Source organism: Sulfitobacter sp. W027 (assembly GCF_025143985.1).
GTDB lineage: Bacteria > Pseudomonadota > Alphaproteobacteria > Rhodobacterales > Rhodobacteraceae > Sulfitobacter.
On the sequence record NZ_CP083564.1, the window covers coordinates 391,256 to 418,250 of the forward strand.

Here is a 26,995-nt window from a genome sequence, read left to right on the forward strand (position 1 = left end):
TGGTTTATTCCAGCTCTTCGGTGGGCGAGGCCGAGGTCTCCTCATCGCGCAGGCGGTGCAGATGGGCGATGTAATAGCGCATATGGGCGTTATCCACGGTTCGGTGCGCTTCGGATTTCCATGCGTCATAGGCGCTGGCGTAGTTGGGGAAGATCCCGACGATATGGATGTCGTCGACATTCTTGAACGCGTTCTTGGTCGGGTCGACAAGTTCGCCACCGAAAACAAGGTGCAGGCGTTGGGTCATGGAGCTGTCCTTTGATCTGTCAAAGCTGCGGTGCTGCGCATAGTGCCTAGCAGATGGGGCCGGTCACGCAAGGGCGTCAATCAGCGCGCGCTGCACCATAGAACCACCCGCAACGATGCCATCGACACGCGGGTCGGGGTTGTTGAACCTGAGCGGCGCGCCCTTGGTGGTGGCGCAGGTGCCGCCCGCTTCAGCCACGATCAGCGTCCCTGCGGCGATGTCCCATTCCCATGTACGGCGCAGGGTGATCATGGCGTCAAAAGACGCATCGGCCACAAGCGCCATGCGGTAGGCAAGCGAGGGGCGGTAGCTGCGTTTGAAGACGGGCGGTGCGCCTCCGTGCCAGCGTTCGGCCACCAGCGCGGGCCGCGCGGCGAGCACAGTCGCCTCGGCCAGATCGCTGATCTTAGATGTGCGGATCGGCGCGCCATTCAGCGTGGCGCCAGCGCCCCGGCTCGCGGCATAGAGCATATTGCGCATCGGCAGATAGACCACCGCCGCTGTCACTTCACCGTGCTCAGCCACGGCCAGTGAATGCGCCCATGTGTCGGAGCCTTCGACAAAGCTGCGGGTGCCGTCGATCGGGTCAATGATGAAGACCTTGTCATGCCCCAGCCGGTCAGTGTTGTCCTCGGTTTCCTCGGACAGCCAGCCATAGCCGGGCCGCGCGCCGCGCAGGTCCGACAGCAGCAGATCGTTCACCGCCAGATCGGCCTCGGTTACCGGACCGGCGTTATCGGGCTTGTCCCAGCGTTTTGCCGTGGCCCCGACAAAGCCGCGCGCCACAGCACCCGCCTTGCGGGCCGCGTCGATCAAAAGGGCGAGGTCCTCCTCAGGCACCGGCAAGGGTCATTCCCGGCACCAGCAGCGAGGGCACAACCCGGCTGAGATGAGTGCGCGCGTCATTGGCGGGGATCATCGCCCGCAGCATGTCGCGCAGGTTGCCCGCGATGGTGCATTCGTTGATCGCATGGGTGATCTCCCCATTCTCGACCCAGAGGCCCGAGGCCCCCCGCGAATAGTCGCCCGTGTTGGGGTTGATCGTGCTGCCGATCATCGAAGTCACCAACAGCCCGGTGCCCATCTCACGGATCAGATCGTCGCGGCTGGCCTCCCCCTGAGTCAGCGCGATGTTCCAGTTCGACGGCTGTGGGCCGGAGCTTGGACCGCGCGCGGCGTTGCCGGTGGGGGCAAGCGCCAGCTTGCGGGCTGTCGCCAAGTCGAGCGTCCAACCTTGCAGAATGCCCTTGTCGACGATGGCACGCTGCTGGGTCGGCAGCCCTTCGGCGTCGAAGGGACGGGAGCCGGTTGCGCGGATGCGGGTTGGGTCTTCGATCAGCGAAAGGCCTTCGGGCAGCACCTGCTCCCCCATCGCATCGCGCAAGAAAGACGCCCCGCGCGAAATCGCCTGACCGTTGATCGCGCCCAGCAGATGGCCGATCAGCGAGGCAGCGATGCGTTCGTCAAACAACACCGGATAGCTGCCGGTGGGCGGTTTGCGCGCATCCAGCCGCGCCAGCGCGCGTTCGCCTGCACGTGTACCGATGTCCCCGGCATCCCGCAGATCAGCCTGAAAGATGCGGCTGTCGCCGTCGTAGTCGCGCTCCATCCCTGTGCCGCTACCGGCGATGGCGACGCAGGACAGCCCGCGTTCACTGCGGGCATAGCCGCCCTCAAAGCCGTTGGTCGCGGCGAGGTAGATTTTCTGCGCCCCATAGCCAGCGCCCGCCGATTGCACCTGACTGACGCCTTTCACGGCAAGTGCAGCAGCTTCGGCGCGGGCAGCGTCATCTTGCAGGGTTTCGGGGGAGGGCTCGGGCGTTGCGTCATAAAGCTCGAGCCCTTCCGCATCGCGGCGGGCAGAGAGTTGATCCGAATCGGCCAGCCCCGAATAGGGGTCTTCGGGCGCTTCGCGGGCCATGGCAACGGCGCGTTCGGCCATCTCTTCAATCGTGCGCGATGACGTGTCGGAGGCCGAGACATTGGCCGCGCGCTGGCCGACGAAAACCCGTAAGCCGATGTCCGTCCCTTCCGAGCGTTCGGCCTGTTCCAACGCCCCGCCGCGCACTTCGATAGAGACAGAGCTTGCCTTGATCGCCATGGCATCGGCCGCATCCGCACCGGCCTTGGCAGCCGCATGAAGGAGGGACTTGGTCAATGCATCAAGGGCTTCTGGCATGGTCTGGCTCCGGTTGGGGTCGGGAAAGGGGTAATCCCCCGCCCCGAAAGGGGCAAGGGCAACACTGTATTTTCCCAGTTGTGAGGGCGCGGAACAGGGCCGCGCGAATTGTTATTTGATCTGCTGACCGTTGGCGAGGATGCCGCCCTCTTCGGTGAACTCGATTTTGGAGGTCAGGGAGTCTTCGCCCTCGCCCGGCACGGTAAAGAGACCCATCATCATCCGGGCACCCAATGCCTGTTCTTGCGGGACCAGACCCATCGTCACCAATTTGTCGAGGAGGGCCACGCCACCGATCAGCGACAGGTCCAGCGCGCCGACAGGTTTCGGCATGCCGGGCACGGTTTCCAGATCGTCGTTGTCGAAGGTGATCGCGCCTGTGGCATCGAACTCGGCACCCGCCACGTCGAGCGTAACTTCATTCACGTTCAACTGATGAATTTCGCCCGGTACCTCCTCGCCCATGGTGGCGGCGACTTCGGGGTCCATCAGTTCAAATAGCAGTTTGGCCTTGCCCGACAGGTCCACAACCAAGGTGGCAGGGTCGCGGGCCAACTGGCCGGTCGGGTCAAAGATGCCCCAGATCATGTCTGACATCTTGAAGCTGTCGAGCTTGATGCCAAAGGCGAAATCCTGTGGCTCTTCGGACTTCATCACCGGCATTTTGAGGTTAAAGGCGCTTTGTGCCATGCTGAACTGGATCGGGAAGGGCATGTCGGCGCCGGTGACGCTGACTTCGATGTCCTGCTGGCCACCCTCATAGGAAAGCCCTTCCGGCCCCATGGCAACGCCCAGCTTCGCCCCGGTCGAGCTCGAAACCAGTTGAAACTCCCCATTTTCGGGGTCGGAGACCTGCATGTCGGTGCGGCCCGCGCCGGCGGTAAAACTGCCGTCGAAGGTGAGGCCCGCGCGCATCATCGCGGCCATGTCAGAGCCAGCTTCCAACATGGGCAAAGCGCCGCTGCCGTCAAAGACCACCTGATCTACGCCGCCTTTGACCGCGACGCGGGCGGGGTCGTCTGGGGTTTTCATCACCACGTCATACTGCAGGCTGTCGATGCGGCCTGTCTGATCATAGCGGCGCGTTTCCGTGCCCGTCATCTCGGTCCGGCTGCTGACGCCGCTGCCGGTGACGCTGAACTTGGCCTCTTCTTCGGTATAGCTCTGCTCACCGACCTTGAGCCCCGCAAGGGTGAGCGAGATCGTATCGGCGGCATAGTCGTATTGCAGCGCGTCGGGGCTGCCGCTGGCGCGCATCACGGGCGCGGTCTGGGCATAGTTGAGCACCATCGACACCGGTTCATCCTCGGGCGTTTCCGGGGCGACTTTGATGGTCATCGGCATGACATTGGGCATGCGGATGTTGACCGCGCCGTCGCTTTCCGGCTGAAAACTCAGCGTGCCGAGCGACATGGAGAAATCGCCACCGTCTTCAACCATATCCATCTTCAGGGTCACATCGCTGACCGTCAGGTCTTCGCCGTCGAAGGCTTCGCTTGCCTGAACCTGATAGCCCATGCTCTCCATATATTGGCGCCAATCGCCCCAGACCTCTGCCGGGGTCAGATCGGCCCAGAGGGCCGTCGATGCTAGCGATACCGGGAGAGCGAGAAACAGCGATGCTGTGGGAATGCGGGACATCAGAAAATCCTTTTCGGCAATGAGTTGCGCATAGAGTCTGCCAATCCCCGAGCAGGGTCAAGCGACGCGAGGCTGGACCCGGATTGATCGGCGGATTACCACAGCCCTCAAGCAATCTATAAAATCAGCGGAAGGATCACGATATGGACATGACAGGCAAGACGATCATGATAACCGGCGCAAGCCGGGGTATTGGCGCCGCCGCCGCGCGTGTATTCGTTGAGGCGGGGGGCAATGTCGCCCTGCTGGCGCGCAGTCAGGATGCCATCGCCGACCTGTCCGGCGAACTGGGCAAACAGGCCATCGCCATCCCCTGCGATGTGACCCGCTATAACGAGATGACCTCGGCGGTTGAGACGACGCGGCAGGCTTTTGGGGGGCTTGATGTGTTGATCAACAACGCAGGCGTGATTGATCCGATCTCCCTTATGGGGGAGGCTGATCCGGCAGATTGGGCCAAGGCGATCAATATCAACGTGACGGGCGTGTTCCACGGGATGCGCGCGGCCCTGCCGCTGATGAAGGAAAACGGCGGTGGCACAGTGCTGACGATTTCTTCGGGTGCGGCCCATAACCCGGTCGAGGCATGGAGCCACTACTGCGCCTCTAAGGCTGCGGCGAATATGCTGACCCAATGCCTGCATCACGAAGAGGGCAGCAACGGCATCCGCGCTATCGGCCTGTCGCCCGGCACGGTCGCCACCGACATGCAGCGCGACATTAAGGACAGCGGCGTGAACCCGGTCAGCCAGCTTGACTGGGACGTGCATATCCCAGCCGATTGGCCCGCGCGTGCCCTGCTGTGGATGTGTGGCCCTGAGGCGGATCGTTTCTTGGGCGATGAGATTTCCCTGCGGGACGAGGGCATTCGCAAGGCGGTGGGCCTGATATGATTGAGGTCGACCGCGCCAGCGACATCTGGACCGTCACGATCAACCGGCCCGACAAAGCCAATTCCCTGACACATGCCATGCTGGTCGAACTGGCCGAGATTATGGAAGCGGCGCAGACCGCCCGCGCGGTAATCCTCACGGGGCGTGGCAAGGTGTTCAGCGCCGGGGCCGATCTTGACGAGGCCCGCGCGGGACTTGCCAAATCGGATGTTTGGGAACGTCTCTCGGGCGCGGTGGCGGCCTTGCCGGGGCTGAGCATCGCCGCCCTTAACGGCACGCTGGCGGGTGGTGCGATGGGCATGGCGCTGGCCTGCGATCTGCGCATCGCGGTGCCGGGGGCGAAGTTTTTCTATCCGGTGATGAAGCTCGGTTTTCTGCCGCAGCCTTCGGACCCGGCACGGATGGCGGCGCTCATCGGCCCTGCGCGAACCAAGCTGATGTTGATGGGCGGGCAAAAGATCACGGCGGAAGAAGCGCTGGCCTTTGGCCTGATCGACCGCATCGTTGAAGGGGACGACCTGCTTACCCACGCCGCCCAGCTCGCCGCTGATACACTTGCAGCACCTGCCGAGATCGCCAGCGGCATCAAAGAAATGTGTGCGCCAGAGGGCGGCGTCTTCGACCCGCAGACTCGTCGATGAAGAGCGCGCTGGTTATCGGAGGCGGCCCCGCCGGGTTGATGGCGGCAGAGGTCATGGTGGATGCAGGGCTGTCGGTGACGCTCTGTGAAGCAAAACCCTCGGTTGGGCGGAAGTTTCTAATGGCGGGCAAATCCGGGCTGAACTTGACCAAGGCAGAGCCGCTCGACCCGTTCCTCGCAGCCTTTCAGGAGGCAAGCCCCGCCCTGCGTCCGATACTTAAGGCGTTTGATGGCCAAGCGGTGCAGGATTGGGCTGAAGGGCTCGGGCAAGAGGTCTTTACCGGCTCAACCGGACGCGTGTTTCCCCGCGCAATGAAAGCTTCCCCTTTGCTGCGCGCTTGGCTGGCGCAGCTGGCCGAGCGTGGGGTGACGATCAACACCCGCTGGCAGTGGCAGGGCTGGGACGGGGATGCCTTGGCCTTTGATACGCCGGGTGGCCGGGAAGTGATCGATCCCGATGTGACCGTGCTAGCCCTTGGCGGTGCAAGTTGGCGGCGGCTTGGCGCAACGGGGGCATGGGCGCCTCTTCTCGCGGAGCGCGGGGTGGCCCTGCGGGATTTCGCCCCGGCCAATGTCGGGCTGCTGGTCGATTGGTCGCCGCATATGACCCGCCATTTCGGCGCGGCGCTAAAGGGGGGGGCATGGTCTGCCGGCCCCTACCACTCTCGCGGGGAGGCGGTGATCTCAGCCAAAGGGCTGGAGGGTGGTGGCATCTATTCCGTCTCGCGCGGGCTGCGTGAAGGACATGGGCTGGCGCTTGATCTGTTGCCGGACTTGCAGGTTGGCGACGTGGCGGCACGTTTGGCGAAACCGCGCGGCAAGGACAGTCAGGCGAACCACCTGCGCAAGCGGTTGAAACTGACCCCCGCGCAGATTGCGCTGCTCCAAGAAATGGCGCGCCCGCTGCCGCAGGATGCCGAAGCTCTGGCCGCCTTGCTAAAGAACCTGCCCATCGCCCACGCCGGATTGCGCCCCATGGATGAGGCGATTTCGACGGCGGGGGGCATTCGGCTCGACGCGCTTGACGACGGGCTGATGCTGCGCGCCCTGCCGGGCGTCTTTGCCGCCGGGGAAATGCTGGATTGGGAAGCGCCCACGGGCGGCTATCTGATCAATGGCTGTCTGGCGACCGGCCATTGGGCGGGCCGCCATGCTGTGGAATGGGCGCGGCGTTAACCGTTTTCCTTGGCCATCGCGGCGACGAAAGCGGGGCGTTCGCGTAGGGATTTGGCCCAGAGGTTCAGTTTGTCATCCACACGCGGGAATTTCGCGCCGATGGACCAGTTGATGCAATGCACCGCCAGCAGGTCGGGGACGGTGATCTGATCGCCCATCAGAAACGGCCCCTCTAGGCGGTCGGACAGGTTTTTGGCCGCACGTTCAAACTCGGCCTTGAGGCTGTCTTTGATCGCGGGCACGCGCGCTTCTTCGGGGAAGATGAAACTGTGTTTCGCCGCCGCCCAGAGGATCGCGTCAAACTCGTCGATCAGCCAAAAGGTCAATGCGTCCTGCCGCGCGCGTTCGGGCGTGCCTGCGGGGGCGGTCAGCGCGCCGTGCTTGTCGGCCAGATAGGTCATGATCGCGAGGGAATCGGTCAGCACCTCATCGCCGTCCACAAGCGCGGGGATCTTGCCCGAAGGGTTGTATTTGCGCGCCTCTTCCGAGCGGGGTGCTGCGGGGTTCAGCGTGTAGGGCTGGCCCAATTCTTCGAGCATCCACATGACGCGAAAAGCGCGCGATTTGGTGCCGCCGATGACAGTATACATTGAATTTCCTCTCCCAAAATCAACGTTGTGCGCCCAGCATTGCCAGACGGATAAAGGCCCGCTCGACCAAAGCCAGCGCCGGGGCGTGCTGCCCGGCAGAGCGCAGCTTGAGGTCGGTTTCGGTCAGCACCGCAAGCGCCGTCTCAAGCTTGACCGCGCCCCAGTTGCGAGCCTGCCGCATCGCGCGGTCGCGGTCACGCACACCGTAGATCGGCGCGCCGGGGTTGGCAGCGATGCGGTAGAGGGTGCGGAAATGACGGGTGGCCATGATGATCAAGGTCACGGCGTTGACGCCTTGGCCTTGCAGCTTGCTCATCACCGGACCGATCTCGGCGGCGCGGGTTTCGGCCACGACATGCAAGATGTCGTCCACCTCGGCCTCGGTCGAGGTGGGGGCGCAGGCGGCGATGTCATCAAGGCCAATAGGGGTGGAATCGTTCAGCTTGTAGAGCGTGATTTTTTCCAGCGTCTGGCGGAAATCGCCCGGATCGAGCGTGCGGGCCAGATCGCTCAGCGCGGCCATGGCATCGGCTTCGGGCGTGAGGCCCGCGTCTTTCAGCATCTGTTCAATCTCCGCCCGGTCGGGCGGGTTGTCGTAGATCGGCGTGGCATAGGCGTTGGGGTGGCTCTCAAAAGCCTTGAGCACCTTGGACGTCTTTTTCAGATCGCCCGCAGTGACGATGATCTGCGCGTCACCCAGTTGCCACTCCTTCAGCGCGTCGAGCAGGATTTTAGCGATGTTGTCATTAGCCTCTTCCACCAGCGCGGCACGCGGGCCGGGGAAAAAGCCGACGGCCTTGATCGCATCCAGCAGCATCGCCGGATCGCGGCGCAATTCACCTGCGGGCATCCGGGTCAGACGCATCTCCTCTTCGGCGTTGGCGCCAAGCAGGTTTTTCAGGAATTCCTGCCGTTTCAAGGCCACGCGCATGGCATCGCTGCCGTAGATCAAAAGCCCCGTCCGCGCGGGATCAGGCCGCGCGAAATAGGGTTTCGCCTCGCGCGGGGTGAGCTTCATTGCGGCAAGTCAGCCGCATAAAGGCGGCTCACGACGAGGTCAGCCAGAATCACCATCAGGCGTTCCTGCGCGTCCAACTCGGCGGCGCGGGTGGCGACGGTGGTGCCGGTGGCGGAATAGCCGGTGAAGCTTTCGACCTTGCCCGAAGTCACGATCTGCCCGCTGTCGAGGTCGCGCAGGGCGTAAGAGGTGGTGCCAAGCAGGTTATAGCGCCGGGTGTTGCCTTCGCTGTCAATGGCCAGACCGTCCTCAGAAGTCGTGGTGGTCAGCGCCAAACCCCAGCGGGGCGTGGCCGCGCGGCCTAAACGGCTTTCCACCTCACGCACCAGAAAATAGCCAAAGCGGTCTTCCGGCGCATCCACCAACACGCGGTTTTGCAAAGCCGTGCCCGCGCCGCCGGGGCCATAGAGTGGCTCGAACCCGCAGGCAGCGAGCGCCAGCAGGGGCAGGGCCGCTAGGAAGCGGCGGCGCGAGGGGGTGGCTTTAGGCAACGACATTCACAATCCGTCCGGGCACGACGATGACCTTTTTCGGGGAGGCCCCGTCCAGCGTTCGAATGACAGCTTCATGCGCCAGCGCGATTTTTTCAACCTCTTCCTTCGGCATATCGGCGGGCACCTGAATTTCCGCCCGGCGTTTGCCGTTGATCTGAATGGGCAGGGTCACGGTGTCATCGACCAGCATCGCCTCGTCTGCCTTGGGCCAAGGCGCGTTGACGATCAGCCCCTCGCCGCCCAGATGCGCCCAGATGTCTTCCGACAGATGCGGGGTCATCGGGGACATCAGCTGCGCCAGCGTCATGATGGCTTCGCGCTGCGCGGCATAGCCTGCTTTGGACTTCTGCAAGGTAGCGGTGAAGGCATAGAGTTTTGCAATCGCCGCGTTGAAGCCGAAGGATTCGACGCCCATCGTCACATCGTGGATCGTCTTGTGCAGCGCTCGCAGGAGGTCGTCATCGCCGGTGCCCGCCGCGTCGCGGTCCATTTCGCTGACGCGGTCGCAGATGTTCCACACGCGAGAGAGGTGCTTATAAGACGCCTCGGCCCCGCTGGCGGTCCATTCGACATCGCGCTCGGGGGGCGAATCGCTCAGCACGAACCAGCGCGCGGTGTCGGCGCCGTAGTTCGAGATGATGTGCAGCGGGTCGACGACGTTTTTCTTGGATTTCGACATTTTGGCGGAGGGGATGATCTCCACCTCGGTGCCGTCTGCCAGTTTCCCATCGGTGACGTCTTCGGGCAGGTGATAGACCGGGCGGCCATTGGCGTCGCGGGTCTGGTAGATCTCATGCGTCACCATGCCTTGGGTAAAGAGCGCGTCGAAAGGCTCGGCCGCGCCCTCAGGCAGATGCCCGGTGATCTGCATGGCGCGGGCAAAGAAGCGGGCATAGAGCAGGTGCAGAATCGCATGCTCAATACCGCCGATATATTGATCGACGTTCATCCAATAGGCGGCTTCTTCGAGGTCCGTGGGTGTGTCCGCATGGGGCGCGGTGAAGCGGGCGTAGTACCACGATGAGTCCACGAAAGTGTCCATCGTGTCGGTCTCGCGCAGCGCATCCTTGCCACAGGCCGGGCAGGCGCAGTTGCGCCATGTCGGGTGCCGGTCGAGCGGGTTGCCGGGGGTGTCGAATGTGACATCGTAGGGCAGCTCAACCGGCAGGTTCTCTTTCTTTTCAGGCACCACGCCGCAGTCGTCGCAATGCACAACCGGGATCGGGCAGCCCCAGTAACGCTGGCGCGAGAGGCCCCAGTCGCGCAGGCGGAACTTGGTGACGCCTTGCCCAATGCCGTTTTCTTCGCAGAAAGCGATGGCGGCATCGACGGCCTGTTCCCCGGTTTGCCATTGATCGCCCGCAAAGCCACGGTTGTAGAAGACCTTTTCCGACTTCTGCGGCACATAGGCTTCAGAGAGTTTGGGCGAGGCCTCCTCGGAGGGCAGGAAGGTCGAGATGATCGGCAGATCGTATTTGGTCGCAAAGTCAAAATCGCGCTGGTCGTGGCCGGGGCAACCAAAGATCGCGCCGGTGCCGTAGTCCATCAGGATGAAATTGGCGATATAGACGGGCAGTTCAGCCGCCGTATCAAAGGGATGGCGCACGCGGATGCCGGTGTCATAGCCCAGCTTCTCGGCGGTCTCGATCGCCTCCTCGGTGGTGCCACCCTTACGGCATTCGGCGCAGAAGGCGGCGACGGCTTCGTCGTCCCGTTCCAGCGTTTTGGCCAGCGGGTGATCGGGCGAGATGCCAACAAAAGACGCGCCCAACAGCGTGTCGGGGCGGGTGGTATAGACTTCGATGCGGTCAAAACCCTCGGGCGCTTCGATGGTCGAGAAGGCAAATTGCAGCCCGCGCGATTTGCCAATCCAGTTGGCCTGCATCAGTTTGACCTTGGCGGGCCAGTTGTCGAGGCTGTCGAGCGCCGAGAGCAGCTCTTCGGAATGGTCGGAGATCTTGAAGAACCACTGCGTCAGCTCGCGCCGCTCCACCGGCGCGCCAGAGCGCCAGCCGCAGCCGTTTTCGACCTGCTCGTTGGCCAGCACGGTCATATCGACCGGGTCCCAGTTCACCACGGCGTTCTTGCGGTAGACCAGACCCTCTTTGAGGAAGTCGAGAAACAGCGCCTGCTGCTGGCCGTAGTAACCGGGGTGGCAGGTTGCAATCTCGCGCGACCAGTCAATCGACAGGCCGAGCGGCTTCATCTGCTTTTTCATCTCGGCGATGTTGTCATAGGTCCAATCCGCCGGGTGGCCGCCAATAGCCATGGCGGCGTTTTCGGCGGGCATGCCAAAGGCGTCCCAACCCATCGGATGCAGCACGTTATGCCCGGTGGCGATCTTGTAGCGCGCGATCACGTCGCCCATCGTGTAGTTGCGCACGTGCCCCATGTGGATGCGGCCCGACGGATAGGGGAACATCTCAAGCACATAGTACTTCGGCTTGTCAGCGTTTCGGGTGGCCTGAAAGAAACCATCCTTTTCCCAGGCTTGCTGCCAGCGGGCTTCGATCTCGGCGGGGGTATAGCGGGGCATGACGGGGACCTTATGACATGAAAAACGCCGGGCTGCTGCTTTCACAAGGCCCGGCGTTGAAAACGTGTTGAGTTAAGCGGGCTCAGAATTTGCTGTCGGACACGCGCATCTCCCGCGCCCGGCTGAGGATCGCATCCTCCACCGCGCGGGTCGTGGCCCGTGCCACGGGCTGACCGCCAGAGGTTTGCAGCGCCACGTTGAGCGACCGCGCATCCAGTGCCGGATCGTCGATCAGCACGGTCGCGCGATAGGCGCGGCCACCGCCCGGCGGGGTGCCGTAGCCCGTGACGATCACGCCGGTGAAGGGATCGACTGATTGCACCGGCAGGAAGTTCAGCACTTCAAGCGAGGCCGACCACAGGTATTTGTTCACCGAAACGCTGGTATCCGTATTCTTGCGATTGAAAATCGACCAAATCGTGTTTTCCGGATTGGTCTCAATGTTATTGGGGTTGTTCGAGTTGGTATACTGATCGGGCCGTTCCGTGGCCGGGCTGCCAAAGCCCCCACCACAGGCGGTGAGAGCGCTAAGCGCCAGAACGGAGATTGCCATCTTGCAAGCGGTACGAAGGGCCATTGCAGCTTTCCTTTGCCTGTTTGCGCTCCGGTCTATCCAAGCGGGCCCTTATCGGCAAGGTCTATGTCATAGGAGCCTGCTGGCTGGCGATGGGCACCGCTAAAGGGGCTGCTGCAACCGTGGGGCGGCGAAACTGTGGCATAGCTGCACCAACCCCGGCGACATTGAGGGTGGGGGGCGCGTGAACCTTGCCAAGTGCAGGGCATTGGGGGCAAACACCCTTCATACCCTTACCGGATTCCCCGGTCTGGGCATATGAATTCAAACCGAGGGAAAACTCATGAAAAAAGTTCTCTTCGCTACAACAGCCCTGGTTGCGACCGCCGGTGTAGCAGCAGCAGACGTAACATTCGGCGGCTACGGCCGTTTTGGTGTTCTGTACAACGACACAGCAGCAGGCGACTCCACAGACGTCACCAGCCGTTTCCGTCTGCAGATCGACGCGACAGCTGAGTCCGACGCTGGCGTTGTTGTTGGTGCCCGTGCACGTATCCAGCAGAACAACTCCGATGAGCAGCAGTCGATCAACGCTGGTCCCGACAACATTCTCGGCACAGCTGACGACTTCGCAGAAAATGCTGGTCCCGCAGGCACAGGCATCAACGGCGTTCGTTTCTTCGCTCGTTCCGGTGGCTTTGAAGTCGGCGTTGGCAACATCTTCGGTGCTCTGGAATCCATGCCGGGTCAGTACCCGATCGACCTCGGCCTGACCGGCCTGGGCTATGACTACACCGCCTACGACGGCAACGGCGACGCATACTCCTCCGGTGGTAACGGCGCAGCTGGCTCCAACGGTGTAGAAGTCATGTACTCCGCTGGTGACCTGGCAGTGCACGTGTCGGCTTCCGACGACAATGACCGCGTTGCCGGTTATGTCGCTTACACATGGAGCGGCTGGACCTTCGCGGTTGGTGGTCAAGACTCCGACGACGCAGGCGACACCGAGTTCACAGCGACAGCTGGCGGTTCCTTCGGCATCGCCGACGTGACCCTGGCGTTTGCTGACAACGGCACCAACGGTGACCGTATCGTTCTGGCCGGTCGTTTCGACGTTGGCGCAGCGACAGACGTTGAAGTCTATGTTGCTGACCAAGACGGCGCAGGCAACGACACCGGTTACGGCGTTGACTTCAACCACGACCTGGGCGGCGGCGTCTCCCTGCGTGGTGGTGTTGCTCACCGTTTCAACGGCGACGACCGTGCCGACATGGGTGTTCGCTTCAACTTCTAAGTTGAACGACATACTCTGAATATTGGGGCAGGCCTTTCGGTCTGCCCCTTTTCTTTTGCCCGGTGCTGGTGTTTTCTGCGCGCCTGACATGGAGGGCCGAAAATGAGTCTCAGCGACATCCAACACCGCATCACGACAGCCGAAGCCGATGCAGGCCGCGCGGCGGGGTCGGTCACCTTGATCGCCGTCAGCAAGGTTCAGCCTGACGCCCGCGTGCGTGCGGTCTTGGAAGAAGGCCACCGTTCGTTCGGTGAGAACCGCGTGCAGGAAGCGGCGGGCAAATGGCCCGGTTTCCGTGAAGATTTCGACGGCATTGACCTGCACCTCATCGGCCCCTTGCAGTCCAACAAGGTCCGTCAGGCGATGGAACTGGCCGAGGCGATCCACACGGTAGACCGTCCCAAACTGGCCAAGACCATCGCGCGCTTGGCGCAGGAGATTGGCCGCTGCCCTGATCTGTTCATTCAGGTCAACACGGGTGAAGAAGATCAGAAAGCCGGGGTGATGCCCCGCGAGGCAGATGACTTCATCGCCGAATGCCGGGCGCTGGACCTGCCGATCAAGGGGTTGATGTGTATTCCCCCGGTAGATGAGGCGCCATCGCTGCACTTCGCAATGCTCGCCAAGATCGCCGCACGCAACGATCTGAACGGCCTTTCGATGGGCATGAGCAGTGACTTTGAGCAGGCCATTGCCCTTGGAGCGACCCATGTCCGCGTCGGCTCTGCTATCTTTGGTGAACGGGTTAGCGAATAATCAGCCGCGTTGCCGGGCCCACCCGCGCGGCGATGTGGTGCAAATTCCCGCGTGAAAAAGCGATGCAGCCCTCGGTCGGATATCCCGGACGCCGCCACTGATGGACAAAAATCGCGGAGCCACGTCCAGCTTCGGCTTCCGGCCAGTTCCAATCGGTCAGGATCACCAGATCATAGAGCGGATCCGCCCGCTGCAGCGCCTCGTGGCTATGGTCATAGGGGGCGCGGACACGGTGGTTGTAATCGGGTTGACCACTGGCGTCGGACCACAGGTCGCGCGGGCCGATAGGCTGCGCCCAAGCGCTCGGGGCAGTGATACGGTCAGGCCGATAGAGCATCCCCACCAAACGATGCACCCCGCGCGGCGTAGCCCCGTCGCCTTCGCGTTTGTCATGGGTCAGACCGCCCTTGCCAATACTACAGGCATAGCGCCGCCCCTGAAATCGCAGGCCCGTCGGCGTCAAAACCATGTCATTCGGCGTCACAGAAGATGCCCCGATTTCGCGGCCTTGGTAGCCAGATAGGCGCTGTTGTGGCGGTTCTCGCCCACCGCTAATGGCACCCGTTCGGTGACGGCAACGCCGCTTTGCTCCATCATGCCCACTTTGCGCGGGTTGTTGGTCAGCAACCGGACGGCGGAGAAACCCATCGACCGCAGAATGTCCGCGCCGAGGCGGAAGTCGCGCTCATCATCCTCAAAGCCGAGGCGGTGATTGGCTTCAACCGTGTCAAAACCCTGATCCTGCAAAGAATAGGCGCGCATCTTGTTGGCAAGGCCGATGCCGCGCCCCTCTTGATTGAGGTAGAGCAACACGCCGTTGCCTTCGCCGCCCATCTGCGCCAGTGCCGCGCGAAGCTGTGGGCCGCAGTCGCATTTCAGGCTGCCCATCAGATCGCCGGTAAAACAGGCTGAGTGCAGACGGCAGAGAACGGGCGTGTTGCGGGCAGGGCGGCCAATCTCGATGGCGTAGTGTTCTTCGCCGCCGTCCTCGGGGCGGAAGATATGCAAACGACCCGCCTCAGACACCTCCATCGGCAGGCGGGCGTTGACCACCGGATGCAGGGCGCTGCGCCGCGCAAGGATCGGGGCGGCAGCGGCGAGGTCGATCAGGGTCAGCCCGTGCAGACGCGCGAAGTCTGCGCCCTGCGGCAGATCGAGCACCAACGCAGCAGGCAGCATTCGCGCGGCTTTTACCAAATCAAGCGCGGCGCTATGCGCGGTCGTATCACCGCCCCGCGCGGTCTGCAGCGGACCTTTCATCGGGGCGCGCAGGTCATCCGCCGGATCAGCGATGCTTTGCACCCAAGCCGGTGTCGCGCCGTGGGGCAGCAGCACGCGGGCCAGTTGGCCATCATAGGCGCGGGCTTTCAGCGTTTCGGCTCGCCGCGCGGTGATTGCTAGCACGGGCGCTCCTCCCAAGGCCAACACATCCGCAAGGCGCTGTGCGGTCAGCGTCTCCGCCGCCAGCACGAGGGCGGCCTGCGTCCCATCCGCCAAAACCACGGGCACGCCCATGCGTAAATCGGCCCGCGCACGCGCCAGTTGTTCGGTGATGTCCGGGGCGAAACTCATGTTTTGTTGCAACTCCGCAAAGGCTTCAGCGTTTATCTAAGTTATATCCAAAGGAATTGAAACATTTCACGCTTTGTTGACACGAGGCTGTGAGACAGTGGTCACATCCCTTGTCGGACACCGTGCCGAAGCGCATGTATAAGACAACAGACGGAGAGATAGATGGCCCAGCTTAAGAAAATCCTGCTCGTTGATGATGACGATGACCTGCGCGAAGCGCTAAGCGAACAGCTGATCATGACCGAGGATTTCGACGTTTTCGAAGCCGCCAACGGCACCGAGGCGATGACCAAAGCCAAAGAGGCGCTTTACGATTTGGTGATCCTTGATGTGGGCCTGCCGGACACCGATGGGCGCGAACTGTGTCGCTTGATGCGCAAGCAGGGGGTGAAAAGCCCGATCCTGATGCTGACGGGCCATGACACCGATGCAGATACGATCCTTGGCCTTGATGCCGGGGCGAATGATTACGTCACGAAGCCATTCAAATTCCCCGTCCTTTTGGCCCGCATCCGCGCGCAGTTGCGCCAGCACGAGCAGTCCGAAGACGCGGTGTTCCAGCTTGGGCCTTATACGTTCAAACCCGCGATGAAAGTGCTGACAACAGAGGACGACCGCAAGGTGCGTCTGACCGAGAAAGAGACCAATATCCTCAAATTCCTCTACCGCTCAACCGATGGTGTCGTGCCGCGCGATGTGCTGTTGCACGAGGTCTGGGGCTATAACGCTGGCGTCACGACCCACACGCTTGAAACCCATATTTACCGACTGCGCCAGAAGATCGAGCCCGACCCTTCGAATGCCCGTTTGCTGGTGACGGAATCCGGCGGATATCGCCTGATGGCATAAAAACCGGGAACCATTTCCAACCTATCTTGGTTGGAAACCCTGAGAGGCGGGGTTTTCATGACCCGCCACTCGGTTTGAAGCCCGACTTTTGTACCCGGGTAAAGGTACATACCTCCCTGTTGGACTGGCCGGGCCGTAGTGCCCGGCCTTTTTTTATCTAACGTCCATCTTCGGCCCCCGTACTTTGGGCCCTGTACATTGGCCCCCGCGACCTGTGCGCAGATTTCATCATGGCACCCCCGCGCCACCCGCGTTACTGTGCCGACCTGATCCCAGACCGGAGCCTGCCCCATGTCCTTTTCCCTCGCCACTTGGAACATCAACTCTGTCCGCCTGCGCGAGCCTTTGGTGCTGAAACTGCTGGCCGAACATGGGCCGGACGTGCTGTGCCTGCAGGAATGCAAAAGCCCCGTAGACAAAATCCCCGTCGAGGCGTTTCAAGCGGCGGGGTATACGCACATGGTGGCGCGCGGGCAGAAGGGCTACAACGGCGTGGCGATCCTGTCAAAACTGCCGCTGCTGGACGCGGGCGATCAGGACTTCGCCATGCTGGGCCATGCCCGCCACGTGGCTGCCAAACTGGAAAACGGCACCACGATCCACAACTTCTACGTCCCCGCTGGCGGTGACAAACCCGACCGCGAGATCAATGAGAAGTTTGGCCAAAAGCTCGATTACCTCTCGGAAATGCGCGATTGGTTTCACGGCGACAGACCCGAGAAGTCGATCCTTGTGGGTGATCTGAACATCGCCCCGCGCGAGGATGACGTCTGGGACCACAAAAAACTGTTGAAGATCGTCAGCCACACCCCGGTCGAGGTCGAAGCGCTTGGCGCGGTGCAGGATGCGGGCAATTGGGTCGACATCACTCGGCAGGACGTGCCGACGGGCAATCTCTATAGCTGGTGGTCCTACCGCGCCGCCGATTGGGATGCCGCTGATAAAGGCCGCAGGCTCGATCACATCTGGGCCACCTCTGATATCGCACAGGCCGGACACTCCAGCCATATCGTCCGCGATGCCCGCGGTTGGGAGAAACCCAGCGACCACGCACCGGTTTTTGCCAGTTTTGACCTTTGAATCGCGCCCCCGCGCGTCCATATAAAGCCAAACGCGATTTAGCGAGGATGACACAATGATCGACCTGAACCTTTCCACTGGCGCCGCCAACGCTCCTGTAGACGCTGACCTGATCAAGGACACGACCGAAGCAACCTTTATGGCCGATGTGGTCGAAGCCTCGCAGACCGTGCCGGTGATCGTCGATTTCTGGGCACCGTGGTGCGGCCCTTGTAAAACGCTCGGCCCAATGCTGGAAGACGCGGTTCGCGCGGCTAAGGGTGCGGTGAAAATGGTGAAGGTCGACGTCGATCAAGCCCAAGCGATTGCGGGGCAGTTGCAAATCCAATCGATTCCGACGGTCTATGCATTCTACAAAGGCCAACCCGTTGATGGTTTTCAAGGCGCGCTGCCGCAGTCCGAAATCAAGGCCTTCGTTGACCGCGTGGTGAAAGCCGGTGGCGGCGAAGCCCCCGGTGATACGCTGGCCGATGCCGTGGCCGCCGCCGAAGAGATGCTGGCCGAAGGCACCGCTACGGATGCAGCGCAGACCTTTGCTGCGATTTTGGAAGAAGACCCGATGAACGCCTCCGCCTATGGCGGCATGGTCCGGTCCTATATAGCGATGGGCGAGCTGGAGCAGGCCGAAGCCCTGTTGAACGGTGCGCCGATTGAGATTTCCAAGGCTCCCGAACTCGAAGCGGCCCATGCCCAGTTGCAACTGGCACATCAGGCTGCGGATGCAGGCCCCGTGGCCGAGTTGACCGAGAAGGTCGAAGCCAATCCCGACGACCATCAGGCGCGGTTCGATCTGGCCCAAGCGCTTTACGCGCAGAACGATGCTGAAGCCGCTGTCGATCACCTGTTGGAACTGTTCCGTCGGGATCGCGAGTGGAATGACAGCGCCGCCAAAATGCAGCTTTTCACCATTTTCGAGGCGCTTAAACCCAATGATCCGGTGGTGCTCAATGGCCGTCGTAAACTGTCGTCAATGATATTTGCCTGAGGAGACGGGCGCACTAAGTCCCTTGTCATGATCAAGCCCGCAGAATTGCCCAAGACTATTGCGATCTTTCCGTTGGCAGGGGCACTGCTGCTGCCCCGCTCGCGTCTGCCGCTGCATATTTTTGAACCGCGCTACCTTCAAATGATCGAAGACGCGCTTAAAACCGACACGCGCCTGATCGGGATGGTTCAGCCCAACGAGGTGCCCGGCCGCGACGGCACCGGTCTGCACCAGATCGGCTGTGCCGGGCGCATCACTCAGTTTTCCGAGACCGAGGATGGCCGCTATATGGTCACCTTGGGCGGCGTTTCGCGTTTCCGCGTCGTGGAAGAGGTGGACGGTTTCTGTCCCTATCGCCGCTGTGACGTGAATTGGTCGGGTTTTGATCGTGATTTGGGTGAGGATGAGGTGGACGATACCTTCGACCGGGCCCGCTTCCTCGACCTGTTGAGCCGCTATTTCGATGCGCGCGGCCTTTCTGCTGATTGGGATACGTTGAAAGAGGCCGAAGACGAGCTGCTCATCAACTCGCTGTCGATGATGCTGGAGTTCGAGGACGAGGACAAACAGGCGCTTCTGGAAGCGCCATCGCTGGAAACCCGGCGCGAGACATTGGTGACATTGATCGAATTCGCAATGCGCGGCGGTCAGGAAGAGGGTTTGATGCAATGACGGATGCGGCCGTTCAATTCGATCGCCGGATGCTGGAGGCATTGATCTGCCCGCGCACCCAGACGACGCTGGCCTATGACGCCGAAAAGCAGGAGCTGGTGTCAAAAGCTGCCGGGCTTGCTTATCCGATCCGTAATGGCATTCCGGTCATGCTGCCGGATGAGGCGCGGACGCTGTAATAGGCCCCGGCCCTGTCACAGGGGCTTTCCGCGCATCAATCGGGGCAGCTCACCTGTCAGCCCTGCGGCTTCGCGGATAAAGGTCCGGCGCAGGCCGGGCAGGGCGTTGATTGCGGCCATGCCCATGTCGCGGGCCAGGCGCAAAAACGCATTATCGTTCGAAAACAGCCGGTTGAAGCTATCGGTCGCCAGCGCAAGGCTGGCGTTGTCGAACCGCCGCCACTCCTGATAGCGTGCCAGTACGGCGTCATTTCCGGGGTCTTCACCACGGCGCACCGCATCGGCAATCACCTCGGCCAAGGCCGCCACATCGCGCAGGCCTGCGTTTAACCCCTGACCGGCGATGGGATGCACCCCATGTGCCGCATCTCCCAAAAGCGCCACGCGCGGGGCGGTCATGGAATGGGCGAGCGACAAGCCCAGCGGATAGCTGTAGCGCGGACCGGTCAGGGAGAGCTCCCCCAGAAAGCTGCCAAAGCGCGGGCGCAGCACGTCGAGATATTGCGCGTTTGGCAGGGCGTTGATTGCGGCTGCATTGGCTTTGGCTTCACTCCAAACGATGAGCGAGCGGTTACCCTTCAGCGGCAGAATAGCCAGCGGACCGGGTGGCATGAAGAACTGATGCGCGATGCCGTGATGCGGTTTTTCGTGATTGACCACACAGACCAGCGCCGTCTGCGCGTAGGACCATGCAATGCGCTTGATCCCGGCACGTTCAGCGGTCCCGCTGCCGCGTCCATCGGCCCCCACGGCCAGTCGCGCACGTAGAGTCTTGCCGCCGTCCAAGGTCAGGGTGATGCCGGTCGGCTCTACCGTTTGGTCCGTGACGCGGGTGTCGTTCGACATGGTAATCGCCGGATCGTCGTTCACCGCCTTCAACAATGCACGGCGCAGGTGGCGGTCTTCGACCATATGGCCCATGGGGCCTTCTTCGATTTCGGCATGGTCGAAATGCATGAACATGGGGGAGGGGCCGGTCCCCGCGCGCCCGTCGGTCACCTTGATTTCCAGCATCGGCTGAGCGTCATCCGCAATCTCGGGCCAGATGCCGATGCCTTCCATCAGTCGCACCGAGGTCAGCGCCAGCGCATAGGCGCGGCCATCGAATTCGGCGTTTTCAAAGGTCTGCGCGGGCAGGGCGTCGATCACCGCCACGCGCAACCCGGCGCGGCTGAGGGCCAAGGCAAGGGCAGGGCCGTTCAGTCCGCCGCCGATGATCGCGATATCGTGGTCAAAATCCATGGCCCTAGATATGACCTGCGCGCGGGGATTGTCCATGTGCTGAACGGTCGCTAGGTTCGCCAAGAACAGCGGTAAGGGGTACGACATGCGCGAATGGTTGGAAATGACGGCAGCGGATCTGGGCCGCGGGATCGCGACAGGGGACATCGACCCGGTGACGCTCTGCGATACTTATCTCGATGCCATCGACGCGCACCCGATGCGCGACCGTATCTATGCCCGCGTCACCCATGACCGCGCCCGCGCCGAAGCCGCCGCAGCGGCAGAGCGCGCCCGCGACGATCAGCGCTTGTCGCCGCTCGATGGTGTGCCAATCTCTTGGAAAGACCTATTCGATACCGCCGGCACAGCGACGGAGGCGGGGACCAAGCTGCTAGAAGGCCGCGTGCCGGAGCGTGATGCGGAAGTTCTGGCCAATGCGACGGCGATGGGGCTGGTCTGTCTGGGCAAGACCCACATGAGCGAATTGGCCTTCTCGGGCCTTGGTCATAACCCCAGCACCGCGACACCGCCTTGTGTGAACGAGCCGGACAGTGTTTCGGGCGGTTCATCTTCCGGAGCCGCGGCGTCGGTGGCCTTTGGGCTGGCGGCGGCGGCGATTGGCTCTGATACGGGCGGCTCTGTGCGTATCCCGGCGGCGTGGAACGATCTGGTAGGGCTGAAAACCACAGCTGGTCGGGTCTCTTTGGCCGGAACTGTGCCGCTGGCGGCGAAGTTCGATACGGTCGGCCCGCTTTGCCGTTCTGTTGAGGACGCGGCGCTGCTGCTGGGTATTTTGGAAGGGGCAAAGCCTGCTGACTTGCAGGAAAGCGAATTGGAGGGCTGTCGCTTCGCGGTGCTGACCAATGTGGTGATGGAAGAGCTTTCCGAGGAGCCGAAAGCGGCTTTTGAAGCGGCAGTAGAGCGGCTTAGAGACGCAGGTGTCACTGTCGATGAAATCGTCGTGCCCGAAGTCGAAGACGCGATGCCGCTGAGCTCTTGCCTCTACACCACCGAAGCCTACGGTCTTTGGCGAGATGTCATCGAGGCCAATCCAGAGGCGATGTTCACCGAAATTCTTGAGCGTTTTCGGTTGGGTAAGGGGTTCTCCGGCCCCGATTACGTTGCTACTTGGGCCAAGCTTGATCTGGCGCGGGCGGGCTATGACCGTGCCGTTGCAGGCTATGACGCGGTGCTGGTGCCAACTGCACCGATGCTGCCACCGAACATTGAGCGGCTGAACAGCGACCATGACTACTACCTCGCGCAGAATCTCTTGTCTCTGCGCAACACGCGGGTCGCGAATCTAATGGGGCTTTGCGCGCTTACGTTGCCGACCGGCGCGCCGTCATGCGGCATCTCTTTTATGGCCGCGCCCAATGCCGAGGAACAGCTTTTGCGCCTTGGTGCAGCGGCTGAAGCGGCCCTGCGCGAGGCATAACAGCGCACGACCGAAAAGCCACAAGGGCCGCAAATCTCCCGGTTTTTCTGGACGGGGGAGGCGGCCTTGGGTACCTTGGGGCAAACGGGGCATGAATGATCCCGATCCGAGGCAGTTTTGATGATGTATTCCGAGCGGTTTTCGAACCTTCCGGCCCACGTGTGGCCGCGCCTGCGCGCCTTGCTTGATGGGCATGAGGGCGGCGGTACGCCTATTCACATGACCATTGGCGAACCGAAACATGCGTTTCCGGCTTGGGTCACGGATGAGATCACGAAACACGCCGAAGGTTTCAACGAATACCCGCCGAACGACGGCTCGCCCGAATTGCGCGGCGCGATCGCCGCATGGATCGACCGGCGCTATGGTGTCGAAATGGACCCCGACAGCGAGGTTATGGCGCTGAACGGCACCCGCGAGGGGCTGTATAACGCCGTTATCGCGCTCTGCCCGCCGACCAAGAACGGCGAGACGTCGGCGATCCTCATGCCGAACCCGTTCTACCAAGTTTATATGATCGGCGCGATCTCAGGCGCGGCGGAGCCGATCATGGTGCCTGCCACGGCTGAGACCGGCCATCTGCCCGATTTCACCAGCCTGCCCGAAGACGTGCTGCGCCGCACCACGGCGGCCTATCTTTGTTCGCCCGCCAACCCGCAGGGCGTTGTCGCCTCGCGCGACTATTGGGCCGAACTGATCGCGCTGGCCGAGAAATATGATTTCCTGATCTTCGCCGATGAATGCTATTCCGAGATCTACCGCGACACTCCCCCCACCGGCGCGTTGGAGGTGGTTAAGGAACTCGGCACCGACCGCAACCGCGTGGTGATCTTTCACTCGCTGTCGAAGCGCTCCAACCTGCCGGGACTGCGTTCGGGCTTTGCCGCCAGCGGACCAGAGACGATGCGTGAGATCAAACAGTTGCGCAATTACGCCGGTGCGCCGTTGCCGCTGCCCTTGCAGCAGGCCGCTGCCGCCGTTTGGGCAGATGAAGCGCATGTGGAAAAGAACCGCGCGCTCTACCAAGAGAAATACGCCATTGCTGACCGTATCTTTGGCAATGTGCCGGGCTATGCGAGCCCCGAGGCGGGGTTCTTCTTGTGGCTCCCGGTCGAGGATGATGAGGCCGCGGCGCTGAGACTGTGGCGCGAGACAGGCGTGCGGGTGCTGCCCGGCAGCTATCTAGCGCAGAACGTTGCCGGGACCAACCCCGGTCAGGATTACATTCGGGTCGCTTTGGTGGCCCCAAAAGACGAAACGACGCGCGGGTTGGAAGCGATCCGCGACTGTCTGTATTCGACATAAGCGAGGGACGACATGGCATATCAGACACGGGGACGCGATCCATTGCTAGACAGCAACATGGCCGAGGCAATCGAAAAGCGCGGTCGTGAACTGCTGGGGCTGGCACTGATCATGCTGGGCGTCATGGCTGCCATGATGATCGGCAGCTACACGCCCGACGATCCCAACTGGATGGTCTCGACCGATGCGCCGGTGCAGAACTGGATGGGCCGGATCGGTGCCTCCATCGCTGCACCGCTGTTTATGATCGTTGGTTGGGGCGCTTGGGGCATTGCCATCGTCCTGCTGTTTTGGGGTGGGCGTTTCGCGCTGCATCAGGGCGACGACCGTGCCATCGGACGTCTGATCTTTGCCCCCATCGCCGTTGCGCTTGGGGCCATCTATGCCGCCACGCTCGCCCCCGGTCAGGAATGGCTGCTGACCCATAGCTTTGGTCTGGGCGGGCTTTTTGGCGATACCGTCATGGGCGCGCTGCTGACGATCCTGCCCATTGGCTCAACCCTGACGGTCAAGCTGATGTCGCTTCTGATGGGCGTGGCGATTTTGGCTCTGGGCGCGTTTGTGCTGGGCTTCACCAAGGCCGAGTTGATGCGCATCACGCGGTTCCTACTGGTCGGTCTGATCATGGCCTATGCTGGGTTGATGACCCTTCTGGGCCGGGGCGCCAGCGGGGCCGTTGTGGCCGCGCAGAACCTGTCGGCCCGTCAGGCCGAGCGTCGTGAGCGCCGCCGGCAAGAGGCTGAGGAAGCCGACACTTGGGCCGCACAGGACGCAGGTCAGGATTACTACGCGCAGCAAACCCCCATGGCCGAGCCGGAAGCAGAGCCGCGCAGCCTGTTTGGACGGATGCCGGGCCTTATCAAACGCCCCGAAGCCGGTATGCCCGAGCCCGAGCTGATCGAGACCTATAGCGACGCCATCGTCGACGAGACCCCCGGCGAAGAGCGCATCAAGAGCAAGATCGCGGATGTGATCAAGAACCGCGTTCGCAATGCCAATGCGATCCACACGCCGACGACCGCGCCGCTGACCAAGGGCCGGGGCCGTGGCCCGGACCCGCTACTGCTGAACACCAGCCAGCCTGCCACCCTGCGGGCCGAGCCGCCGCTGACCGCAGGCGCTGCCACATTGCGCTCTGAGCCGCTGCTGCGCAAACCGCAGGTGCAGCCTGAGTCAGCACCGGAGCCGATGGTCGAAGAGCCGATGATGCAAGACCCGATGGTCGAGCGTTACGAAGATACCGTCACCTCCGAAATACTGCCGCTACAGCAAGCGCCCGCACCGGAAGCGATGAAAATCCCCGTAGCCGAGCCTCGCAAAGTGGTCCAGCAGCCGATCCGGAGGGTCGTCCAGCCGTCTAAACAGGCACAGGTTGAAGCACAGCCTGCCTTGACCTTCGAAGACACGCACCCCGGCTTTGAACTCCCCCCGCTCAGCCTTTTGGAAAGCCCCGAGCGGGTGGAACGCCTGCATCTTAGTGACGAGGCGCTGGAAGAGAACGCCCGCATGCTGGAAACCGTGCTGGATGACTATGGCGTCAAAGGCGAGATCGTTGCCGTGCGCCCTGGCCCGGTTGTCACAATGTATGAACTTGAGCCTGCGCCGGGCCTTAAAGCCAGCCGTGTGATCGGTCTGGCGGATGACATCGCGCGCTCCATGGCCGCTCTGTCGGCGCGTGTCTCCACCGTGCCGGGCCGGAGCGTGATTGGGATCGAACTGCCCAACGAGAACCGCGAGAAGGTGATCCTGCGCGAGATCCTGTCGAGCCGTGATTTTGGGGACGGCAACCAGCGCCTGCCGCTGGCGCTTGGCAAGGACATCGGCGGCGATCCGGTTGTCGCCAACCTTGCGAAGATGCCTCACCTGCTGATCGCGGGGACCACCGGTTCGGGTAAATCCGTGGCGATCAACACGATGATCCTGTCGCTGCTGTACAAGCTGACGCCGCAGGAATGCCGGATGATCATGATCGACCCCAAGATGCTAGAACTGTCGGTCTATGACGGCATCCCGCATCTGCTGTCCCCGGTTGTGACCGACCCGAAAAAGGCCGTGGTCGCGCTGAAATGGACCGTGGGCGAGATGGAAGAGCGCTATCGCAAGATGTCCAAGATGGGCGTGCGGAACATCGAAGGCTACAATGGTCGCGTCCGCGAAGCGTTGGCTAAGGGCGAGATGTTCTCCCGCACCGTGCAGACCGGTTTTGACGATGACACCGGCGAGCCGATCTTTGAAACCGAGGAAACAACACCAGAGGCGCTGCCCTATATCGTCGTCATCGTCGACGAGATGGCAGACCTGATGATGGTCGCGGGCAAAGAGATCGAAGCCTGCATCCAGCGTCTGGCGCAGATGGCGCGCGCCTCCGGCATTCACCTGATCATGGCCACGCAGCGTCCCTCCGTGGACGTCATCACCGGCACGATCAAGGCGAACTTCCCCACGCGGATTTCCTTCCAAGTGACCTCGAAAATCGACAGCCGCACGATTCTGGGTGAGATGGGTGCTGAGCAACTGCTGGGCATGGGCGACATGCTTTATATGGCAGGCGGGGCCAAGATCACCCGCTGCCATGGCCCCTTCGTCAGCGACGAAGAGGTCGAGGAGATCGTGAACCACCTTAAGCAGTTCGGTGAGCCGGACTATGTCGGCGGCGTGGTCGAAGGGCCGTCCGAGGATAAGGAAAGCAACATCGACGCGGTGCTGGGTCTTGGCGGCAATACCGATGGCGAAGACGCGCTTTATGACACCGCCGTTCAGGTGGTCATCAAAGACCGCAAATGCTCGACCTCCTACATCCAGCGGAAACTGGCGATCGGCTATAACAAGGCCGCGCGACTGGTGGAGCAGATGGAAGACGAAGGACTTGTCTCTCCGGCCAACCACGTCGGCAAGCGCGAAATTCTGGTGCCGGAACAGGCATAGGGGGGGCGATCTCCCCCTCCCCTCTTGGGGGTTGAACTTAAAAACACCGCCCGGATCACTGTCCCGGCGGTGTTTTTTATGGCCCGGGTGAGGGACGATAGCGAAAAACCGCGCCCTGATATCGAATATCACCGCAACCAGCCCTATGTCAGAGCGTGAGGCAACACAGGACGAACAACATGCGTAAACTTACTTCTGCGATTCTGGCGATTGGTTTGGCCGTATCCGCCCCCCTCGCGGCGGCGGCGCAGCAACTTTCGCTGAACGAAATCTCGGGCTATCTGAACCAGCTTCGGACAGCCAAGGGGGAATTTACTCAGATCAATGACGATGGCTCGATCAGTTCGGGTACGATCTATATCAAACGCCCCGGCAAGGTCCGTTTTGAATATAACGCGCCTGATTCCGGGCTGGTCGTCGCCGGTGCCAATACGGTTGTGATCTATGACAAGAAATCCAACCAACCGGCAGAAACCTATCCGCTGGCGCGCACCCCGCTGTCGATCATCTTGGCGGACAACGTTAATCTGGGCCGTGCGAAAATGGTGACCGGGCACAGCTATGATGGCACTGCCACAACTGTCACGGCCCAAGACCCCGCGAACCCGCAGTATGGTAACATCCAGATGAAGTTCACCGGCAACCCGGTGCAGCTGCGTCAGTGGATCATTAACGACGGCAATGGCAGTTCCACAACCGTCGTGCTGGGTGACATGCAGGTGGGGGGCAATATCTCCAACAGCCTGTTTGACACGGGCGGCGCACGGGCGGGCAGCAAACGCTAAGCA

26 protein-coding genes are annotated in these 26,995 nt (G+C 62.0%); 14 read left to right on the forward strand and 12 right to left on the reverse strand.

Annotation, left to right across the window (positions count from 1 at the left end; translation table 11 throughout):
* Window positions 1-4: 4 nt before the first annotated feature.
* The 4 genes from K3759_RS01930 to K3759_RS01945 all read right to left on the reverse strand — a co-directional run bounded on the left by K3759_RS01930 (window position 5) and on the right by K3759_RS01945 (window position 4,067).
* Window positions 5-247, reverse strand: coding sequence for a DUF4170 domain-containing protein (locus tag K3759_RS01930; RefSeq protein WP_067262181.1), 243 nt, complete (start codon window positions 245-247; stop codon window positions 5-7).
* Between the two features lie 63 nt (window positions 248-310).
* The gene (locus K3759_RS01935; RefSeq protein ID WP_259985536.1) at window positions 311-1,087 is read right to left on the reverse strand and encodes a 3'(2'),5'-bisphosphate nucleotidase CysQ; all 777 of its coding nucleotides are present in this window, start codon (window positions 1,085-1,087) and stop codon (window positions 311-313) included.
* Window positions 1,080-2,426 carry a TldD/PmbA family protein gene (locus K3759_RS01940; protein ID WP_259984036.1) on the reverse strand — a complete coding sequence of 449 codons (1,347 nt, stop codon included), beginning with the start codon at window positions 2,424-2,426 and terminating at the stop codon, window positions 1,080-1,082. Before K3759_RS01940 ends, K3759_RS01935 begins: the two co-directional genes overlap by 8 nt.
* A gap of 111 nt (window positions 2,427-2,537) precedes the next feature.
* The gene (locus K3759_RS01945; RefSeq protein ID WP_259984038.1) at window positions 2,538-4,067 is read right to left on the reverse strand and encodes a DUF2125 domain-containing protein; all 1,530 of its coding nucleotides are present in this window, start codon (window positions 4,065-4,067) and stop codon (window positions 2,538-2,540) included.
* A gap of 143 nt (window positions 4,068-4,210) precedes the next feature.
* On the opposite strand from K3759_RS01945, the gene K3759_RS01950 reads away from it, so the two are divergent.
* The 3 genes from K3759_RS01950 to K3759_RS01960 are packed head-to-tail and all read left to right on the forward strand — an operon-like array spanning window position 4,211 to window position 6,776.
* The gene (locus tag K3759_RS01950; RefSeq protein ID WP_259984040.1) at window positions 4,211-4,960 is read left to right on the forward strand and encodes an SDR family oxidoreductase; all 750 of its coding nucleotides are present in this window, start codon (window positions 4,211-4,213) and stop codon (window positions 4,958-4,960) included.
* Window positions 4,957-5,601: an enoyl-CoA hydratase/isomerase family protein gene (locus K3759_RS01955; RefSeq protein ID WP_259984042.1), complete on the forward strand. Its 645-nt coding sequence runs from the start codon at window positions 4,957-4,959 to the stop codon at window positions 5,599-5,601. The genes K3759_RS01950 and K3759_RS01955 overlap by 4 nt, the downstream gene beginning before the upstream one ends.
* On the forward strand, window positions 5,598-6,776 hold the full coding sequence (locus K3759_RS01960) for a TIGR03862 family flavoprotein (RefSeq protein ID WP_259984044.1): 1,179 nt from the start codon (window positions 5,598-5,600) through the stop codon (window positions 6,774-6,776). The genes K3759_RS01955 and K3759_RS01960 overlap by 4 nt, the downstream gene beginning before the upstream one ends.
* On the opposite strand, the gene K3759_RS01965 is transcribed toward K3759_RS01960, so the two are convergent.
* The 5 genes from K3759_RS01965 to K3759_RS01985 all read right to left on the reverse strand — a co-directional run bounded on the left by K3759_RS01965 (window position 6,773) and on the right by K3759_RS01985 (window position 11,991).
* On the reverse strand, window positions 6,773-7,366 hold the full coding sequence (locus K3759_RS01965; RefSeq protein WP_259947196.1) for a glutathione S-transferase family protein: 594 nt from the start codon (window positions 7,364-7,366) through the stop codon (window positions 6,773-6,775). The genes K3759_RS01960 and K3759_RS01965 overlap by 4 nt on opposite strands.
* A gap of 19 nt (window positions 7,367-7,385) precedes the next feature.
* Complete coding sequence (gene holA, locus K3759_RS01970; RefSeq protein ID WP_259984046.1) at window positions 7,386-8,384, reverse strand: DNA polymerase III subunit delta; 999 nt, start codon at window positions 8,382-8,384, stop codon at window positions 7,386-7,388.
* The gene (gene lptE, locus K3759_RS01975; RefSeq protein WP_259984048.1) at window positions 8,381-8,881 is read right to left on the reverse strand and encodes an LPS assembly lipoprotein LptE; all 501 of its coding nucleotides are present in this window, start codon (window positions 8,879-8,881) and stop codon (window positions 8,381-8,383) included. Before lptE ends, holA begins: the two co-directional genes overlap by 4 nt.
* Window positions 8,868-11,414 carry a leucine--tRNA ligase gene (gene leuS, locus K3759_RS01980; RefSeq protein WP_259984050.1) on the reverse strand — a complete coding sequence of 849 codons (2,547 nt, stop codon included), beginning with the start codon at window positions 11,412-11,414 and terminating at the stop codon, window positions 8,868-8,870. The genes lptE and leuS overlap by 14 nt, the downstream gene beginning before the upstream one ends.
* 82 nt (window positions 11,415-11,496) lie before the next feature.
* Window positions 11,497-11,991 carry a DUF3576 domain-containing protein gene (locus K3759_RS01985; RefSeq protein ID WP_259984052.1) on the reverse strand — a complete coding sequence of 165 codons (495 nt, stop codon included), beginning with the start codon at window positions 11,989-11,991 and terminating at the stop codon, window positions 11,497-11,499.
* A 280-nt stretch (window positions 11,992-12,271) separates the two neighbouring features.
* On the opposite strand from K3759_RS01985, the gene K3759_RS01990 reads away from it, so the two are divergent.
* Both K3759_RS01990 and K3759_RS01995 read left to right on the forward strand, forming a co-directional pair.
* Window positions 12,272-13,222: a porin gene (locus K3759_RS01990; RefSeq protein ID WP_259984054.1), complete on the forward strand. Its 951-nt coding sequence runs from the start codon at window positions 12,272-12,274 to the stop codon at window positions 13,220-13,222.
* Window positions 13,223-13,324: 102 nt separating this feature from the next.
* Window positions 13,325-13,978: a YggS family pyridoxal phosphate-dependent enzyme gene (locus K3759_RS01995; RefSeq protein ID WP_259984056.1), complete on the forward strand. Its 654-nt coding sequence runs from the start codon at window positions 13,325-13,327 to the stop codon at window positions 13,976-13,978.
* Here the strand turns inward: K3759_RS01995 and K3759_RS02000 are convergent.
* Both K3759_RS02000 and ribA read right to left on the reverse strand, forming a co-directional pair.
* Entirely contained in the window at window positions 13,968-14,462 is a 495-nt protein-coding gene (locus K3759_RS02000) for a L,D-transpeptidase (protein WP_259984058.1), read from the reverse strand. The genes K3759_RS01995 and K3759_RS02000 overlap by 11 nt on opposite strands.
* Entirely contained in the window at window positions 14,459-15,550 is a 1,092-nt protein-coding gene (gene ribA / locus K3759_RS02005) for a GTP cyclohydrolase II (protein WP_259984060.1), read from the reverse strand. The genes K3759_RS02000 and ribA overlap by 4 nt, the downstream gene beginning before the upstream one ends.
* Before the next feature lie 162 nt (window positions 15,551-15,712).
* On the opposite strand from ribA, the gene K3759_RS02010 reads away from it, so the two are divergent.
* The 5 genes from K3759_RS02010 (at window position 15,713) to K3759_RS02030 (ending at window position 19,315) form a co-directional block, all read left to right on the forward strand.
* A complete protein-coding gene (locus K3759_RS02010) occupies window positions 15,713-16,399 on the forward strand; it encodes a response regulator transcription factor (protein ID WP_007118732.1) in 687 nt (228 codons plus the stop codon).
* A 291-nt stretch (window positions 16,400-16,690) separates the two neighbouring features.
* A complete protein-coding gene (locus K3759_RS02015) occupies window positions 16,691-17,479 on the forward strand; it encodes an exodeoxyribonuclease III (RefSeq protein WP_259984062.1) in 789 nt (262 codons plus the stop codon).
* Window positions 17,480-17,534: 55 nt separating this feature from the next.
* Window positions 17,535-18,464 carry a thioredoxin gene (trxA, locus tag K3759_RS02020; protein WP_259984064.1) on the forward strand — a complete coding sequence of 310 codons (930 nt, stop codon included), beginning with the start codon at window positions 17,535-17,537 and terminating at the stop codon, window positions 18,462-18,464.
* Window positions 18,465-18,491: 27 nt separating this feature from the next.
* Window positions 18,492-19,136 (forward strand): LON peptidase substrate-binding domain-containing protein, encoded by a 645-nt coding sequence (locus tag K3759_RS02025; protein WP_259984066.1) that lies wholly within the window; start codon window positions 18,492-18,494, stop codon window positions 19,134-19,136.
* Window positions 19,133-19,315, forward strand: a complete 183-nt coding sequence (locus K3759_RS02030) for a Trm112 family protein (protein ID WP_259984068.1) — start codon at window positions 19,133-19,135, stop codon at window positions 19,313-19,315. The genes K3759_RS02025 and K3759_RS02030 overlap by 4 nt, the downstream gene beginning before the upstream one ends.
* 15 nt (window positions 19,316-19,330) lie before the next feature.
* On the opposite strand, the gene K3759_RS02035 is transcribed toward K3759_RS02030, so the two are convergent.
* Complete coding sequence (locus K3759_RS02035; RefSeq protein WP_259984070.1) at window positions 19,331-20,557, reverse strand: FAD-dependent monooxygenase; 1,227 nt, start codon at window positions 20,555-20,557, stop codon at window positions 19,331-19,333.
* An 85-nt stretch (window positions 20,558-20,642) separates the two neighbouring features.
* On the opposite strand from K3759_RS02035, the gene K3759_RS02040 reads away from it, so the two are divergent.
* The 4 genes from K3759_RS02040 (at window position 20,643) to K3759_RS02055 (ending at window position 26,992) form a co-directional block, all read left to right on the forward strand.
* A complete protein-coding gene (locus tag K3759_RS02040; protein ID WP_259984072.1) occupies window positions 20,643-21,977 on the forward strand; it encodes an amidase in 1,335 nt (444 codons plus the stop codon).
* 120 nt (window positions 21,978-22,097) lie between these two features.
* On the forward strand, window positions 22,098-23,282 hold the full coding sequence (locus K3759_RS02045; RefSeq protein ID WP_259984074.1) for an aminotransferase class I/II-fold pyridoxal phosphate-dependent enzyme: 1,185 nt from the start codon (window positions 22,098-22,100) through the stop codon (window positions 23,280-23,282).
* Between the two features lie 12 nt (window positions 23,283-23,294).
* Complete coding sequence (locus K3759_RS02050; RefSeq protein WP_259984076.1) at window positions 23,295-26,207, forward strand: DNA translocase FtsK; 2,913 nt, start codon at window positions 23,295-23,297, stop codon at window positions 26,205-26,207.
* 179 nt (window positions 26,208-26,386) lie between these two features.
* The gene (locus K3759_RS02055; protein WP_259984078.1) at window positions 26,387-26,992 is read left to right on the forward strand and encodes an outer membrane lipoprotein carrier protein LolA; all 606 of its coding nucleotides are present in this window, start codon (window positions 26,387-26,389) and stop codon (window positions 26,990-26,992) included.
* Window positions 26,993-26,995: the final 3 nt, after the last annotated feature.